Here is a 14,066-nt window from a genome sequence, read left to right as displayed (position 1 = left end):
GCGCGGTCCGCCCGCCGCCATGGCGGGCAGTGTCGCGAGGGTGGCCGGCGCGTCCTGACCGGCCGCCGACGCCACCGCCGGAGTATGGGTGGGGACGACAGGGCCGCTCAATCCGTGCGCCGCAGCGCCGCCTCGTCCCGGCGCGGTGCCGGGCCGGGCGTCGGTTGCGGTCCGGGCCGGTCCTGATCGTGGTGGGCCGGCTCGACGGCGTCAAGCAGGTACAGCGGGCGCTGCTTGGACTCCATGAACAGGCGACCCAGGTACTCGCCGATGATGCCCAGGGCGAGCAGCTGCACGCCGCCCAGGAACAGGACCACGGCCATCAGCGAGGGGTAGCCGCGCACCGGGTCGCCGTACAGGGCGGCCTTGATCACCACCCACACGCCGAACACGAAGGCGACCAGGGCGGTGGCGACGCCGGTCCAGGTCGCCAAGCGCAAGGGCACCGCGGAGAACGAGGTGATTCCCTCGACCGCGAAGTTCCAGAGCTTGAGGTAGTTGAACTTGCTGGTGCCGGCATGGCGGGGATCGCGCTGGTAGACCAGGGCGGTCTGCCGGTAGCCGACCCAGGCGAACAGGCCCTTCATGAAGCGGTGCCGCTCGCGCAGGCCCTTCAGCGCCTGGTGGGCGCGCCGGGAGAGCAGGCGGAAATCGCCGGTGTCGGCCGGGATGGGGGTGGCGCTGATCCGGCCGATCAGGCGGTAGAAGGTCGCGGCGGTGAGGCGCTTCAGCCAGGTTTCGCCCTGGCGCTCGGCGCGGGTGCCGTAGACCACGTCGAAGCCTTCGCGCCAGCGGGCCACGAAGTCGGGAATCAGCTCCGGCGGGTCCTGCAGGTCGGCATCGATCACCACCACGGCGTCGGCGTCGGCCAGGTCCAGGCCGGCGGTCAGGGCCAGTTCCTTGCCGAAGTTCCGCGACAGCCTGGCGCGCACCACGCGCGGATCGTGCGCGGCCAACGAGCCCATCACCTGCCAGGTGTCGTCGCGGGAGCCGTCGTCGACGTAGACGACGGTGCTGTCCAGGTCAAGCACATCCAGCACTTTCGCCAGGCGGGCGTGAAAGGCGGCCAGGCCCTCGCCTTCGTTGAAGGCGGGCACCACCACCGCCAGTGACTGTCGATTCTCCATGGCCGCGGATGGTAGCCCGGAACGTGGGAACAACCGCGCTGGCGACGATCCTGCGGGCGCGCGCGCCTTGCCGACCTTCCGGTCTGCTGCCCTGGCGACCGGCCTCGCCCCGACGGCCCTCTCCCCCAGCCCCTCTCCCGCGCCGCGGGAGAGGGGAGCCCACCACGCCCTGGCTCCCAAGCCCACACTCTCTTCTGGCGCGCCCCGACCCGAATCCCGAATCCCGAATCCCGAATCCCGAATCCCGAATCCCGAATCCTGAGTCCCGAATCCCGAATCCCGAATCCCGAATCCCGAATCCCGAATCCCGAGTCCCGAGTCCCGAGTCCCGGGCGGGCGGCGGCACCGCACTTCTCCCCTCCCCCGCGACGCGGGGGAGGGGCGGGGGAGAGGGCCCCACCAACAGCGCGTAGACCGACCGCGCATCCTGCGAGCTGCGCCCTGCTCCCCGCCCCTTCTCCCTGCTCAGTTGAACTCGCAACCCAATACTTCCATACTCCCGGAATCATGAAATCAACCGATGCCCTCGTCCTGCTCAGCGCCCTGGGCCAGCCCTCCCGACTGGCGATCTTCCGGCTCCTGGTCCAGGCCGGCCCCGCAGGCTTGCAGGTGGGCGATCTGAAAACGCGCCTGGGTCTGCCGCCCGCGACCCTCAGCAACCATCTGAACGTACTGCGCAGCGCAGGCCTGGTGGTGGACCGGCGCGTGGGGCGCAGCATCACCTGCACGGCGCACTTTCTGCGCATGAACGCCCTGCTCGCCTACCTCACCGAGAACTGCTGCGCCGGCGCCGATTGCGGCCAGCCCGCACCCTGCCCGACCCCTGCCACGGAAATCGTCCAATCATGAAACGCGTGCTGTTCGTCTGCGTCGAGAATTCCAACCGCAGCCAGATGGCCGAGGCCTTTGCCCGCCACCGTGGCGGCGCTGCGCTGCGCGCCGACAGCGCCGGCTCGGCGCCGTCCGGCCAGGTCAACCCGAAGGCCATCGCCCACATGGCCGAGCTCGGCATCGACCTGGCCGGCCAGCGCAGCAAGTCGCTGGAGGAGTTTCGCGATGTCGACTTCGATGCCGTGGTCACCATGGGCTGCGGCGATCGCTGCCCGTGGATCCCGGCACGGATCCGCGAGGACTGGGCCCTGCCCGACCCGCGCGACCTGGGTGAGGACGGCTACCGGCTCGTTCGCGACGAGATCGGCCGCCGGGTCGACGACCTGCTGCGCCGACTCTGACCGGAGCCTGCGCATGGACGCCACCACCACCACCGGCCCACGCCCGGCGCCCCGCCTGGGCTTCCTCGACCGCTGGCTGACCGCCTGGATCTTCGCGGCGATGGCCCTTGGAACTGCCGTGGGAACGCTCTGGCCCGGCGTGCCGGCGGCGCTGGACGCGCTCAGTGTCGGCGGCACCAGCCTGCCGATCGCCATCGGCCTGGTGCTGATGATGTATCCGCCACTGGCGCGGGTGCGCTACGAGTCGCTGCCCCGGGTGTTCTCCGACCGCCGCGTGCTGCTGCTGTCGCTGGTGCAGAACTGGCTGATCGGGCCGGTGCTGATGTTCGTGCTGGCGGTCGCGTTCCTGCACGATGCGCCCGAGTACATGGCCGGCGTGATCCTGATCGGACTGGCGCGCTGCATCGCCATGGTGATCGTCTGGAACCAGCTGGCCGGGGGCGACAACGACTACGTCGCCGGACTGGTCGCCTTCAACAGCGTGTTCCAGCTCCTGTTCTTCCCCTTCTACGCCTGGCTGTTCATGGTCGTGCTGCCGGGCTGGCTGGGCCTGACCGGGTTCGCCGTCGATGTGCCATTCGCGACCCTCGTGCAGGCGGTGGCGATCTACCTGGGCATTCCGTTCGCGGCCGGCTTCCTGACCCGGCGCTGGCTGCTGCCGCGCAAGGGCGAGCGCTGGTACCGGGAGGTGTTCATCGCGCGTAGCGCGCCGATCACCCTGCTGGCGCTGCTGTTCACCATCGCCGCGATGTTCGCGCTGAAGGGCGCCAGCGTGCTCGCGCTGCCGCTGGACGCGCTGCGCATCGCCGTGCCGCTGGCGCTGTACTTCGTGCTGATGTTCCTGGTCAGCTTCTGGCTGTCGCGGCGGCTCGGCACCGACTATCCACGGACCACGGCGCTGTCGTTCACGGCGGCCAGCAACAACTTCGAACTGGCGATCGCGGTCGCCATCGCCGCCTTCGGGCTGGCCTCGCCGATCGCCTTCGCGACCGTGATCGGACCGCTGGTCGAAGTGCCGGTGCTGATCGCCCTGGTCAGCGTCGCGCTGTGGCTGCGACGGCGCTGGTGGCCGGCGGGCGGCGACCTGCGCTGACCGACTGCCCTCTCCCCCGCCCCTCCCCCGCCCGCGGGGGAGGGGAGAAGTGCGGTGCCGTCGCAAGCAGCAAGGACTGCCAGGCAACACGCCCCTGCGTAGACAGGCCAGGCCGCACCCGCCCATGGGCGTGACCCGATCCCGTTCGCCTCCTCACCCCTGTCCCTTGCTTTTTGCGTTCTCGCCTCCCTGCTCCCTGCTCCCTGCTCCTTGCTCCTTGCTCCTTGCTCCTTGCTCCCTGCTCCCTGCTCCCTGCTCCCTGCTCCCTGCTCCCTGCTCCCTGCTCCCCGGTCCCCGGTCCCCACCCCAAATCTCACCGCCCCTCGCCCTCCGCACCGATTCCCGAAAGATAGGCCGGACCGCCCAGCGCCCGCATCTGCGTTTCGATCCAGGCGGCGCGGCTGGCGACCACCGGGCTCGGCGGCTCGACGCGGCGGCGGTTGGGGGCCGGCAGCACGGCGGCCATGCGCGCCGCCTCGGCGGGCGTCAGGGCCGACGCGGGCTTGCCGAAGAACGCCTGGGCCGCCGCTTCGGCACCGAACAGGTCGGGGCCGAATTGCGCGATGTTGAGGTACACCTCGAGGATGCGCTTTTTCGGCCAGGTCGCCTCGATCAGCACGGTGAACCAGGCTTCCATACCCTTGCGCAGCCAGCTCCGGCCAGGCCACAGGAACAGGTTCTTGGCGGTCTGCTGGCTGATCGTGCTGGCGCCGCGCCGGCCCTGGCCGGCCAGGTGCTCGGCCGCCACCACGCGCAGTGCGGCGAGATCGAAGCCGCGGTGCTCTGGAAACTTCTGGTCCTCGGAAGCCACCACCGCCAGACGAAGGGCAGGCGAAACGCGTTCCAGCGGCACGTTGCGGTGCGCCAGGGCGAAACCGGACTCGCCGCGCCAACGGGCCTCCACCACACGCTGCAGCATGAAGCTGGACAGCGGCGGATCGACGAAGCGCAACAGCAGGACGAGGGTCGCGCTCAGCGCCACCCAGGCCAGCAGCAGCCAGGCCAGTCCGCGCAGCACCCGGCGCGGCCAGCTGCGCTGTCGGGCACCTTTGCGCCCGGACCGCCGACGTGACGCCCGGGTGCCGGCGATCATGGTGCCGCCGGTGGCACCGGCGTCGCGACGTCCACCGCCAGGATCCAGCCGCGGTCGTCCAGGTGCCGCCAGATCCGCAGCCAGGCGCCGACCCCGGCCTCGCCGCCCAGGCTCAGTCCGAGGTCGCCGCTGGCCGCCATCAGGGTGGTCATCGGCTCGGTGCCGCCGTGGCGGTCGGTGACCACCAGGCGGGTCGCCTCGTGGCCGCTGACCGGCCCGCGTCCAGGACGCAGGACGATCAGGTCCTGGGCCAGCCAGGAGGATGGGACCGGCTGCTGCTGGGCCTGACTGCCGGCCAGGCGCAGGGAGGCCTCGTGCAGGGCCACCCAGCGGGTGTTCATCAGCCAGCTTCCCTCCGCGGCCATCGAACGATCCTCGCCCCTGACCTGCACGCTCGCCGGTTCGCCGGAGGACTGCGCGAGTCCCCCGATGCCATGGTCGGCAAGCACCTTCCAGGTCCCGTCGGGAAGCCGGATCCACACCGTCAGGTAATGGCCGTAGCCCGCCGCGCGCGCCTCCGGATCCAGCGCGGTGGACGCCCACTGGCCGAGCGTGTAGCCGAAGTCCCCTGCGCCGGCCAGTTCGACGAACCAGGGCGTCCACTGCAGAAGAAAGTCCGGCTCGGCCTGGGCGGCGAACCAGGCGCGCGCCGGCGTCGGCAACGGCCGGAACACGATGGCCTCCTCGGCCAGGTGGCGCAGGAAGCCGTCGCGCACGCCGCGAGTGGCGACTTCGTCGCCGAACGCCGCTTCTGCGGCGAGCAGCGCGGCCACCGCGTCCGGCACGCCGTCGAACGACGGAGCAGGATCGGCTGCCTCGAGCCCGGCGCCGGGATCGCCCGCCTCGGGCACGGCCTCGTCCTGGGCCACGGCGGGGGCGGTCAGCACGGCAAGCGCCGCCAGCAGGTGTCGGAAAACGTGCATGCGCGAAACTCCAGGGCGGCCGGCCATGATCGCCAGCGGCGCCGGCGCGGGCAAGCCGGTCGTTTTCCCGGGTCCGGCACACATCCCGATCGGGCACCCCTGCGCGAAGTCGGCATGTCGGGACCCGTCCGCACGTGCGCCGGACGACCGGCCGGCAGACCGTCGGTGCCGTCGGCCTTCTGCAAACCGGCAGGGCGCCGGCTTGCGTCGCGGGCGAATACGGCGACAATCGCACGGGCATCCAGACCGACAGGCGCACCGACCATGTCCGAGGCGATCGACCAGCTCCACGAGCGCTACCGTGCCAGCCTGGCCGACAAGGCCGCCGAGCTGGAATCGCTGTGGCCGCTGCCGACCAGCACCCCGGCACGCGACCGTGTGCCGGTGCTGCGCCAGCTCCTGCACAAGCTGGCCGGCTCGGCGGGCAGCTACGGCTACGCGGAGATCGGCGCCCAGGCCCGCCTGCTGGAGCAGTGGCTGTCGGCCTGGGGCAGCAGCGGACCGCGGCCCGGCGCCAAGCCGCCGCTGCGCATGTCGCAGGCCTTTCTGGAACTGGTAGAACGCCTGCGCAGGACCGCCGCCGAGGCCTCGCCACCGGCGGGCTGAACGGCAGCACGGGCCGGCGGAGCCCGCCCCTTACAATGGCGGGTCACCGCGAAGGAGCCCGACCATGACCCCCGCCCTGCCGCTGTCCCTGATCGGCGCCCCCACCGATGTCGGCGCCGGCCATCGCGGTGCATCGATGGGCCCTGAGGCGCTGCGCGTCGCCGGGCTCGCCGAAGCCCTGCGCCGGCGCGGACTGGAGGTCGAGGATCGCGGCAACCTGGCCGGCCCCGGCAATCCCTGGCAGGGGCCGGTGGATGGCTACCGGCACCTTGCCGAGGTGGTCGCCTGGAACCAGACGCTGATGGCGGCGGTGCGCCAGGAACTGGAACTGCTGCGCATGCCTGTGGTGCTGGGTGGCGACCACTGCCTGGCGATCGGCTCGATCACCGCGGTCGCCGACCACTGCCGCGCGATCGGCCGGAAGCTGCGCGTGCTCTGGCTGGACGCCCACGCCGACTTCAACACCAGCCAGATCACGCCCTCGGGCAACGTCCACGGCATGCCGGTCGCCTGCCTGTGCGGGCACGGGCCCGCGCCGCTGGTGCAGCTCGGCCACCAGGTGCCGGCGCTGGAGCCGGCGCAGATCCGCCAGATCGGCATCCGATCGGTCGATCCGGGCGAGAAGCGGCTGGTGCAGGAGGTCGGCCTGGACATCTACGACATGCGCTACATCGACGAGGTCGGCATGAAGCGGGTGATGGAGGAGGCGCTCGACGGAATGGATGCCGACACCCACCTGCACGTCAGCTTCGACGTCGATTTCCTGGACCCCTCGATCGCGCCCGGCGTCGGCACCACCGTGCGCGGCGGACCCAACTACCGCGAGGCGCAGCTGGTGATGGAGATGATCGCCGACACCGGCCGCCTGGGGTCGCTGGACATCTTCGAACTCAATCCCGCCTACGACAAGCGCAACCAGACCGCGCGGCTTGCGGTGGACCTGGTGGAAAGCCTGTTCGGCAAGTCGACCCTGATGCGGGCCTGACCCGGATGGCGTGCGGGACCGCTGCGGCGGCCCGGGGGGCTTCCCCCCGCGTGGCGATCTCGATGCCCTCGCCACACGCGCACGGGTGAGAAGCCCGGGCTGACCGGACGTCGTGGTCATCCGCCCGACGCGCACCTGCGGCATCATCTGTCGTCTGCCGGCCGTTCCGGCGCCGACACGGAACCCGCGATGTCCGACCGCCAGCACGCCCTGGACCGCCTGATCCGCAGCGGTCGCCTGAGCCGCCGCGACCTGCTGCGCTCCGCCGCCGCATTGGGCCTGGCGGGGTTCGTCGGCGCACCCGCGCTGCGCGCGCAGACCCAGCGCACCCGCTTCGTCGGGTACCCGTTCACCCTGGGCGTGGCGTCCGGTTACCCGGTGGCGGACGGCATGACCCTGTGGACGCGGCTGGCGCCCGCGCCACTGGCCCGTGACGGCGGCATCCATCGCGACGAGTGGGTCACCGTCACCTGGCAGGTCGCCCATGACGAGGGCTTCGCCCGCATCGCCCGCGAGGGGCGGGTGCGGGCGGTGGGCGAACTGGCGCACAGCGTGCACGTCGACGTCGACGGCCTTGCGCCAGACCGTCCCTGGTTCTACCGGTTCCTCGCGGGCAGCGAGGTCAGCCCGGTGGGCCGCACGCGCAGCGCGCCCGCGGCCGATGCCGGCCCAGGGCGGCTGCGCTTCGCGACCGGCTCGTGCCAGCACTACGAGCAGGGTTTCTTCAATGCCTGGCGGGGCCTGGCCGAGGACGATCCCGACCTGGTGGTGTTCCTGGGCGACTACATCTACGAAAGCTCCTGGGGCGACGACCTGGTGCGCAGACACCAGGGCGGCGAGTGCTACACGCTCGGCGACTACCGGGTCCGCCATGCGCAGTACAAGACCGATCCCGACCTCCAGCGCGCCCATGCCGCGGTGCCCTGGCTGCTGACCTGGGACGACCACGAAGTCGACAACGACCCGGCGGCCGCAGAGTCCGAACATGGCGACCCGCGCTTCCTGCTTCGTCGCGCTGCCGCCTGGCAGGCCTACTGGGAGCACATGCCGCTGCCGCGCCGCATGCGCCCGCGCACCGACGGCTCGATGACCGTGCACACCCGCGTCGACTGGGGCTCGCTGGCCAGCTTCTTCGTGCTGGACAGCCGCCAGTTCCGCGATGCCATGGCCTGCCCGGACCCGTTCAAGGGCGGCGGTTCGACGACGGTGGACGTCGAGGCATGCCCGGAACTGGCCGATCCGCAGCGCACCCTGCTCGGCGAACAGCAGGAGGCCTGGTTGCTGCAGGGCCTGGCCGTCTCCCGGGCCCGCTGGAACCTGCTGGCCCAGCAGACCCGCTTCAGCCCCGTGGACGGCGAGGACGCGCCGGGGCGCCAGGTCTGGACCGACGCCTGGGATGGCTATCCCGCCAGTCGGGAGAAGGTGTTGGCCGCGCTGGAGCGGCCAGGCCTGGGCAACCCCGTGGTGCTGGGCGGCGACATCCATGCCTGGGAGATCACCGACGTGCGCCGCGATCCGTGGCGCGACTCACCCGTGCTGGCCGCCGAGGTCTGCGGCACCTCGGTGTCCTCGCAGGGCTGGCCCGCCGAGCACCACCAGGCGATGCAGGCACGCAATCCGCACATGCACTATGCGCGCGGCGACCGGCGTGGCTACACGCTGCTGACCCTGGGGCGCGATGCCGAGGTCCGCCTGCGCTCGCCACGCACGGTCAAGCAGACCGATGATGCCGTCGAGACCCTGGCCCGCTTCGTCATCGAGGACGGCGTTCGAGGCATCCGGTCGGCCTAGCAGGCTGTTGAAAAACAGCCTGCTGGCGGCGGCCATGGATGGCCGCTCGGCGAAGCAAGTGCGTAAGCAGTTGATTCGACAGGAGCCCGTCCGGACCTGCGCCGGACGGGCGACTTGAAAAACGACCAGGAAGGTCGTTTTTCAACAAGCTGGTAGGGGCTCTACACCGGAAGGGTTCGCGAAGCCGCGACTGCAGCCACCGATCTGCGCGTGGTGGCGCGGTCCCACCGGTCCCGTCACGCGCTCTCCCGAATCACGCAGCTTGAAGCGACGGCGGCGGCCGGGGCCACACCGGTCAACACGTCCGCAGATATCCTCATGCTCTCGATGATGATCCGGTGGCGCCCATGCAGGAGCATCAGCAGACCTCGCAACGACCTGCCTTCACGGTGATCGCGCTGTGGGCGGAAACCGCCCGCATGTTGCAACGCCATGCTGGCGACCTGCTGCGGGTGCTGGTGCTTCCGGCCCTGCTGCAGCTTGGTCTCGCCTGGCAGGTCATGCGGGCGACCGGTGAGGGGCGACAGGGCCTTGCCTGGCTGCTGGTGGCAGCGGCGGGGCTCGGCATCGCGCTGTTCGCGACCAACTGCCACCGGGTGGTGCTGGGCGACGGCGGGCCGGTGCGGTCGCTGTGGGGGTTGCGTCTGGACGGTCGCGTGCTGTGGTACCTGGCCTGGTCGGTCTTCCTGGTGCTGGCGGGCACACTGGCCTTTGTACCGGTCCTGGTGCTGGGCATCTTGGTGGTGCCGGCGCTGTTTCCAGGCATGGATCCCGAGGAGCTGGCGCGGCTGTTCGAGTGGCTGGCCTGGCTGCCCCTGATCCTGATCATCCATCTTCTGATTCGCCTGAGCCTGGTGCTGCCCGCAACCGCGCTGGGCCGGGATACCCACCCCGGCGAATCCTGGCACCTGACGCACGGCCACGGATGGCGACTGACCTTGGGGCTGTGCCTGCCGGCGGTGGCTGTGCGGCTTTTCGAGGACGTGCTTGGCCGACTGACCGAGGCGGTCGGCAGTGCGCCGCTGACTTTGGTCGTGGCCTTGCTGGCCACGCTGGCCGGCGCGGTGACCGTGGTCGCCCTGTCCTGCGCATGGCGGCTGCTGGGGCCCGACGACGACCCGACGCCGGAGGCACCGCTGCGCTGAGCGCGCAGCGCGCGGAACACGGGCGGGCAGGTCCACCGGGGTTCGGGCGTGGGCCGGACGGAGCGCCCGTCTGATCGATCGCGCGCTGTCCGCGGCGGCCCTCTCCCCCGCCCCTCCCCCGCGAGCGGGGGAGGGGAGAAGTGGGGCGCCGTGGCGAGAACCGGACTGTGCCGGGCTCGCGCTGGGCAGCTGCTTGGATCGTCGGTTGCGGTTGCTGTGGCTCTTGCCGCTGTTGCCGCTGATGCGGCTGCCGACCTGCCCGCGTTCTGACGTTCTTCCTGTTGCTGTTGTGGCTGGCGGTTCGACTCCTGCTGCCACTACTGCCGCTTCTGCGGCCGCCCCTGGCGCAGCAAAGCGTGGGCGCAACGGCGGCGGGCGCATGGCCGCCGCCTCGGGATCGCGGACCGGTGCCGTGCCGCGACCGTCGTGCGCGGACTCAGCCGCGCTGCAGCAGGGCGCGCAGGTCGATGATGGCGGCGTTGGCGCGTGAGATGTAGTTGGCCATCACCAGGGAGTGGTTGGCGAAGAAGCCGAAGCCGCGGCCGTTGAGGATGACCGGGCTCCACACCGCGTCCTGGGTCTGCTCGAGCTCGCGGATGATCTGGCGCAGGCTGGGCACGGCGTTCTTGCGGGCCAGCACCTCCGCGAAATCGTGGTCGACGGCCTTGAGCAGGTGCACCAGGGCGTAGGCGGTGCCGCGCGCCTCGTAGAACACGTCGTCGATCTCCCACCAAGAGGTGCGCACCACGCGCAGCTCCGGCGCCGGCGTCGACTGGCGCGCGGCCGGGTCGCCGGCCAGGTCGGTGTTCACCTGGACGCGGCCGACGCTGGCGGACAGGCGCTGCGACAGCGAGCCCAGGCGCTTCTCGACCACCGCCAGCCAGTCCGCCAGGTTGTCGGCGCGCGCATAGAACTGCGCGTTGTAGGCATCGCCGTCGCTGAGCCGGTCGAGATAGGCGTCCAGGCGGCGCACACCCTGCCGGTAACGGCTTTCGGTGGACACGAACGCCCAGCGGTCGCTGGCGTAGTGGAACAGCGGGTCGGCTTCCTGAAGGTCGGGGTCCTCGACGCTCTGCGTCTGCGAGCGGGAAAAATCGTTGCGCAAGGCCCGCGCCAGGTCGCGCACCTGCACCAGTACGCCGAATTCCCAGTTCGGGATGTTGTCCATGAACACGCCGGGCGGCGCGATGTCGTTGCTCAGGTAGCCGCCGCGCTTGTCGAGCAGGGTCGAGGCCAGGGTGCGCAGGGTGGCGACGGTGACGTAGCCCTCGACCAGCGGCCGCTGCCGGGCCTGCGCCTCGGCCTGGGCACGGGCGGCGGGATCGAAGGGCGCAGGTTCGCTGCTCCACCAGAACATGAGCGCCAGTACCAGCACCAGCCAGGCAGCCAGGACCAGCAGCAGGCCGCGCAGCAACCAGCGACGGCGGCGGGGAGCGGTGACGACGGCATTCATGGCAGGCAGGTCCATACCGGGGCGTATCATTGTAGTCCCGCCGGCTGCCGGCGAGCCCCTGACGGAAGCCATGGACCCCGACAGCCGCCTGGTCGACATCGAAACCCGGATCGCCTTCCAGGAAGAGGCGATGCGCCAGCTCACCGACGCCCTGGCCCGCCAGCAGCAGGACCTGGAACGCCTGGCGCGGCTATGCCAGGCGCTGCAGGCGCGGCTCGATGCCGGCGCCGCCCTGCCCGACCCGGTCTCGCCGGAGGACGAACGGCCCCCGCACTACTGATCAGGCGCCGCAGAGTGTCGCGGCGGGGGTTGTGACGCTTACAGGACTGTGCCCGCCGGCGAATTGCCGGCCGGGATAGAGTGCGGCCGTGCCTTGAGGACCGGACCAACCGGGGGACGGCCGCCGGCCGGCCCGGGCCGCGCCCCCCGGACAGCCGGCTGTCGCCCCGGCTCAGCCTTCCCGGTACAGCTCGCCGCCCGCCTGCCGGAACTGCGCGGCCTTGTCGGCCAGGCCGGCTTCCAGCGCCGCCGCCTCGTCGGCGCCGATCTTGGCGGCGTAGTCGCGCACGTCCTGGGTGATCTTCATCGAGCAGAAGTGCGGCCCGCACATCGAGCAGAAGTGCGCCAGCTTGGCGCCCTCCTGGGGCAGGGTCTGGTCGTGGAACTCGCGGGCCTTGTCGGGATCGAGACTCAGGTTGAACTGGTCCTCCCAGCGGAACTCGAAGCGCGCCTTGCTCAGCGCGTTGTCGCGCACCTGGGCGCCGGGCAGGCCCTTGGCCAGGTCGGCGGCGTGGGCGGCCAGCTTGTAGGTGATGATGCCGTCGCGGACGTCCTGCTTGTCGGGCAGGCCCAGGTGTTCCTTCGGCGTCACGTAGCAGAGCATGGCGCAGCCATGCCAGCCGATCTGGGCGGCGCCGATCGCGCTGGTGATGTGGTCGTAGCCGGGCGCGATGTCGGTGGTCAGCGGGCCCAGGGTGTAGAACGGCGCCTCGAAGCAGTGCCGCAGCTCCTCCTCCATGTTCTCGCGGATCAGCTGCATGGGGACGTGGCCGGGGCCTTCGATCATCACCTGCACGTCGTGCTTCCAGGCCACCTGGGTCAGCTCGCCCAGGGTGTGCAGTTCGCCGAACTGAGCGGCGTCGTTGGCGTCGGCGATGCAGCCCGGGCGCAGGCCGTCGCCCAGCGAGAAGCTGACGTCGTAGGCCTTCATCAGCTCGCAGATCTCCTCGAAATGCGTGTAGAGGAAGTTCTCGCGATGGTGGGCCAGGCACCACTTGGCCAGGATCGAGCCGCCGCGGCTGACGATGCCGGTGGTGCGGTCGGCGGTCATCGGGATGTAGCGCAGCAGCACGCCGGCGTGGATGGTGAAGTAATCGACGCCCTGCTCGGCCTGCTCGACGAGGGTGTCGCGGAAGATCTCCCAGGTCAGCTCCTCGGCCTTGCCGCCGACCTTCTCCAGCGCCTGGTAGATCGGCACCGTGCCGATCGGCACCGGCGAGTTGCGCAGGATCCACTCGCGGGTCTCGTGGATGTGCTTGCCGGTGGACAGGTCCATCACGGTGTCGGCGCCCCAGCGACACGCCCAGACCAGCTTTTCCACTTCCTCGGCGATGCCGCTGGTGACCGCGGAATTGCCGATGTTGGCGTTGATCTTCACCCGGAAATTGCGGCCGATGATCATCGGCTCCAGCTCGGGGTGGTTGATGTTGGCGGGGATGATGGCGCGTCCGGCGGCGACCTCGTCGCGCACGAATTCCGCCGTCACCTCGGTAGGCAACCTGGCGCCGAACGGCTGGCCGGCGTGCATGCGGCGCAGGTAGCCGGCCTGTTCGTAGCGCTCGCGCAGCTCGGCCAGGCGGGCGTTCTCGCGGATCGCGATGAATTCCATCTCCGGCGTGACGATGCCGCGGCGCGCGTAGTGCATCTGGCTGACGTTGCCGCCGTCCCGCGCCCTGCGCGGCGCACGCCGGTGCTGGAAGCGCAGGTGGGCGGTGCGGGCATCCTCGGCACGCAGGCGGCCGAAGCCGGAACTGGGCCCGTCCAGTGCCTTGCTGTCGCCGCGCGCGGCGATCCAGTCGGCGCGCAGCGCCGGCAGGCCGACCAGCAGGTCGATGCGCGCCGCCGGATCGGTGAACGGCCCGGAGGTGTCGTAGACGGTGACCGGTGCGTTCGGCAGCAGGTCGTCGCCGCTGCGGGTCGGCGCCAGGGCGATCTCGCGCATCGGCACGCGCACGCCCTGCGGGCCCTCGACATGGATCTTGCGGCTGGCCGGGAACGGCTGGCGCACCTCGGCCGACAGTTCGGCGGCCTTGAGGACGAGTTCGGTAGCGACGGCGTTCATGGCGTTTCCTCGCGGACGGGGCGTGGAAACGCGGCGCGACCCCAGACCTGCCATGCCGCCCGTGCGGGACCTGTGCAGGCGCTGGCCGGCACGGTCGCGCGGGGCCCTGCGGCCACGCGCCACGGCGACCGCTGGCCGCCCTCGCCTTCCCTACGCCGGGATCAACCGGATCAGGTTCAAGGGGACTGTCTCAGCCCGCCGCACGCGGCGGGCACCCCCGGCGCGGCCATCATGGGACAGGGGCAGCGCCCGGGCAAGCAGGCTGACCGGAGGGGCG

13 protein-coding genes and 1 riboswitch are annotated in these 14,066 nt (G+C 71.1%); of the genes, 8 read left to right on the top strand and 5 right to left on the bottom strand.

Translation table 11 applies throughout. The features are described from left to right. Positions 1–107: 107 nt before the first annotated feature. Positions 108–1,127 (bottom strand): glycosyltransferase family 2 protein, encoded by a 1,020-nt coding sequence (locus KF823_05830; GenBank protein MBX3725420.1) that lies wholly within the window; start codon positions 1,125–1,127, stop codon positions 108–110. 507 nt (positions 1,128–1,634) lie between these two features. On the opposite strand from KF823_05830, the gene KF823_05825 reads away from it, so the two are divergent. The 3 genes from KF823_05825 to arsB are packed head-to-tail and all read left to right on the top strand — an operon-like array spanning position 1,635 to position 3,452. Further along, positions 1,635–1,976: a helix-turn-helix transcriptional regulator gene (locus KF823_05825; GenBank protein ID MBX3725419.1), complete on the top strand. Its 342-nt coding sequence runs from the start codon at positions 1,635–1,637 to the stop codon at positions 1,974–1,976. After that, positions 1,973–2,359 carry an arsenate reductase ArsC gene (locus KF823_05820; protein ID MBX3725418.1) on the top strand — a complete coding sequence of 129 codons (387 nt, stop codon included), beginning with the start codon at positions 1,973–1,975 and terminating at the stop codon, positions 2,357–2,359. The genes KF823_05825 and KF823_05820 overlap by 4 nt, the downstream gene beginning before the upstream one ends. 13 nt (positions 2,360–2,372) lie before the next feature. After that, positions 2,373–3,452, top strand: a complete 1,080-nt coding sequence (arsB, locus tag KF823_05815) for an ACR3 family arsenite efflux transporter (protein ID MBX3725417.1) — start codon at positions 2,373–2,375, stop codon at positions 3,450–3,452. Positions 3,453–3,765: 313 nt separating this feature from the next. Here the strand turns inward: arsB and mtgA are convergent, their stop codons facing one another. Beyond that, positions 3,766–4,545: a monofunctional biosynthetic peptidoglycan transglycosylase gene (mtgA, locus tag KF823_05810; protein ID MBX3725416.1), complete on the bottom strand. Its 780-nt coding sequence runs from the start codon at positions 4,543–4,545 to the stop codon at positions 3,766–3,768. Then, positions 4,542–5,468, bottom strand: a complete 927-nt coding sequence (locus KF823_05805; GenBank protein ID MBX3725415.1) for a hypothetical protein — start codon at positions 5,466–5,468, stop codon at positions 4,542–4,544. Before KF823_05805 ends, mtgA begins: the two co-directional genes overlap by 4 nt. Before the next feature lie 264 nt (positions 5,469–5,732). Between KF823_05805 and KF823_05800 the strand changes: the two genes are divergently transcribed. The 4 genes from KF823_05800 (at position 5,733) to KF823_05785 (ending at position 9,995) form a co-directional block, all read left to right on the top strand. After that, complete coding sequence (locus KF823_05800) at positions 5,733–6,074, top strand: Hpt domain-containing protein (GenBank protein ID MBX3725414.1); 342 nt, start codon at positions 5,733–5,735, stop codon at positions 6,072–6,074. Between the two features lie 64 nt (positions 6,075–6,138). Then, positions 6,139–7,059, top strand: a complete 921-nt coding sequence (gene rocF / locus KF823_05795) for an arginase (protein ID MBX3725413.1) — start codon at positions 6,139–6,141, stop codon at positions 7,057–7,059. 189 nt (positions 7,060–7,248) lie between these two features. Then, positions 7,249–8,850, top strand: a complete 1,602-nt coding sequence (locus KF823_05790) for an alkaline phosphatase D family protein (protein MBX3725412.1) — start codon at positions 7,249–7,251, stop codon at positions 8,848–8,850. Positions 8,851–9,188: 338 nt separating this feature from the next. Next, positions 9,189–9,995 (top strand): hypothetical protein, encoded by an 807-nt coding sequence (locus KF823_05785; protein ID MBX3725411.1) that lies wholly within the window; start codon positions 9,189–9,191, stop codon positions 9,993–9,995. Between the two features lie 436 nt (positions 9,996–10,431). On the opposite strand, the gene KF823_05780 is transcribed toward KF823_05785, so the two are convergent. Continuing rightward, the gene (locus KF823_05780; protein ID MBX3725410.1) at positions 10,432–11,448 is read right to left on the bottom strand and encodes a DUF2333 family protein; all 1,017 of its coding nucleotides are present in this window, start codon (positions 11,446–11,448) and stop codon (positions 10,432–10,434) included. A gap of 70 nt (positions 11,449–11,518) precedes the next feature. Between KF823_05780 and KF823_05775 the strand changes: the two genes are divergently transcribed. Continuing rightward, positions 11,519–11,728 carry a SlyX family protein gene (locus KF823_05775; GenBank protein ID MBX3725409.1) on the top strand — a complete coding sequence of 70 codons (210 nt, stop codon included), beginning with the start codon at positions 11,519–11,521 and terminating at the stop codon, positions 11,726–11,728. Between the two features lie 171 nt (positions 11,729–11,899). Here the strand turns inward: KF823_05775 and thiC are convergent, their stop codons facing one another. Further along, positions 11,900–13,789, bottom strand: coding sequence for a phosphomethylpyrimidine synthase ThiC (gene thiC / locus KF823_05770; GenBank protein ID MBX3725408.1), 1,890 nt, complete (start codon positions 13,787–13,789; stop codon positions 11,900–11,902). A gap of 142 nt (positions 13,790–13,931) precedes the next feature. Continuing rightward, positions 13,932–14,012: riboswitch (TPP riboswitch) on the bottom strand. Between the last annotated feature and the right edge of the window lie 54 nt (positions 14,013–14,066).

The sequence above is a fragment of the Lysobacterales bacterium genome, assembly GCA_019634735.1.
In the GTDB taxonomy this organism is placed as follows: Bacteria; Pseudomonadota; Gammaproteobacteria; order Xanthomonadales; family UBA2363; genus Pseudofulvimonas.
The sequence above is the reverse complement of the archived record's forward strand: the minus strand, read 5'-3'. Positions and strand labels throughout refer to the sequence as shown.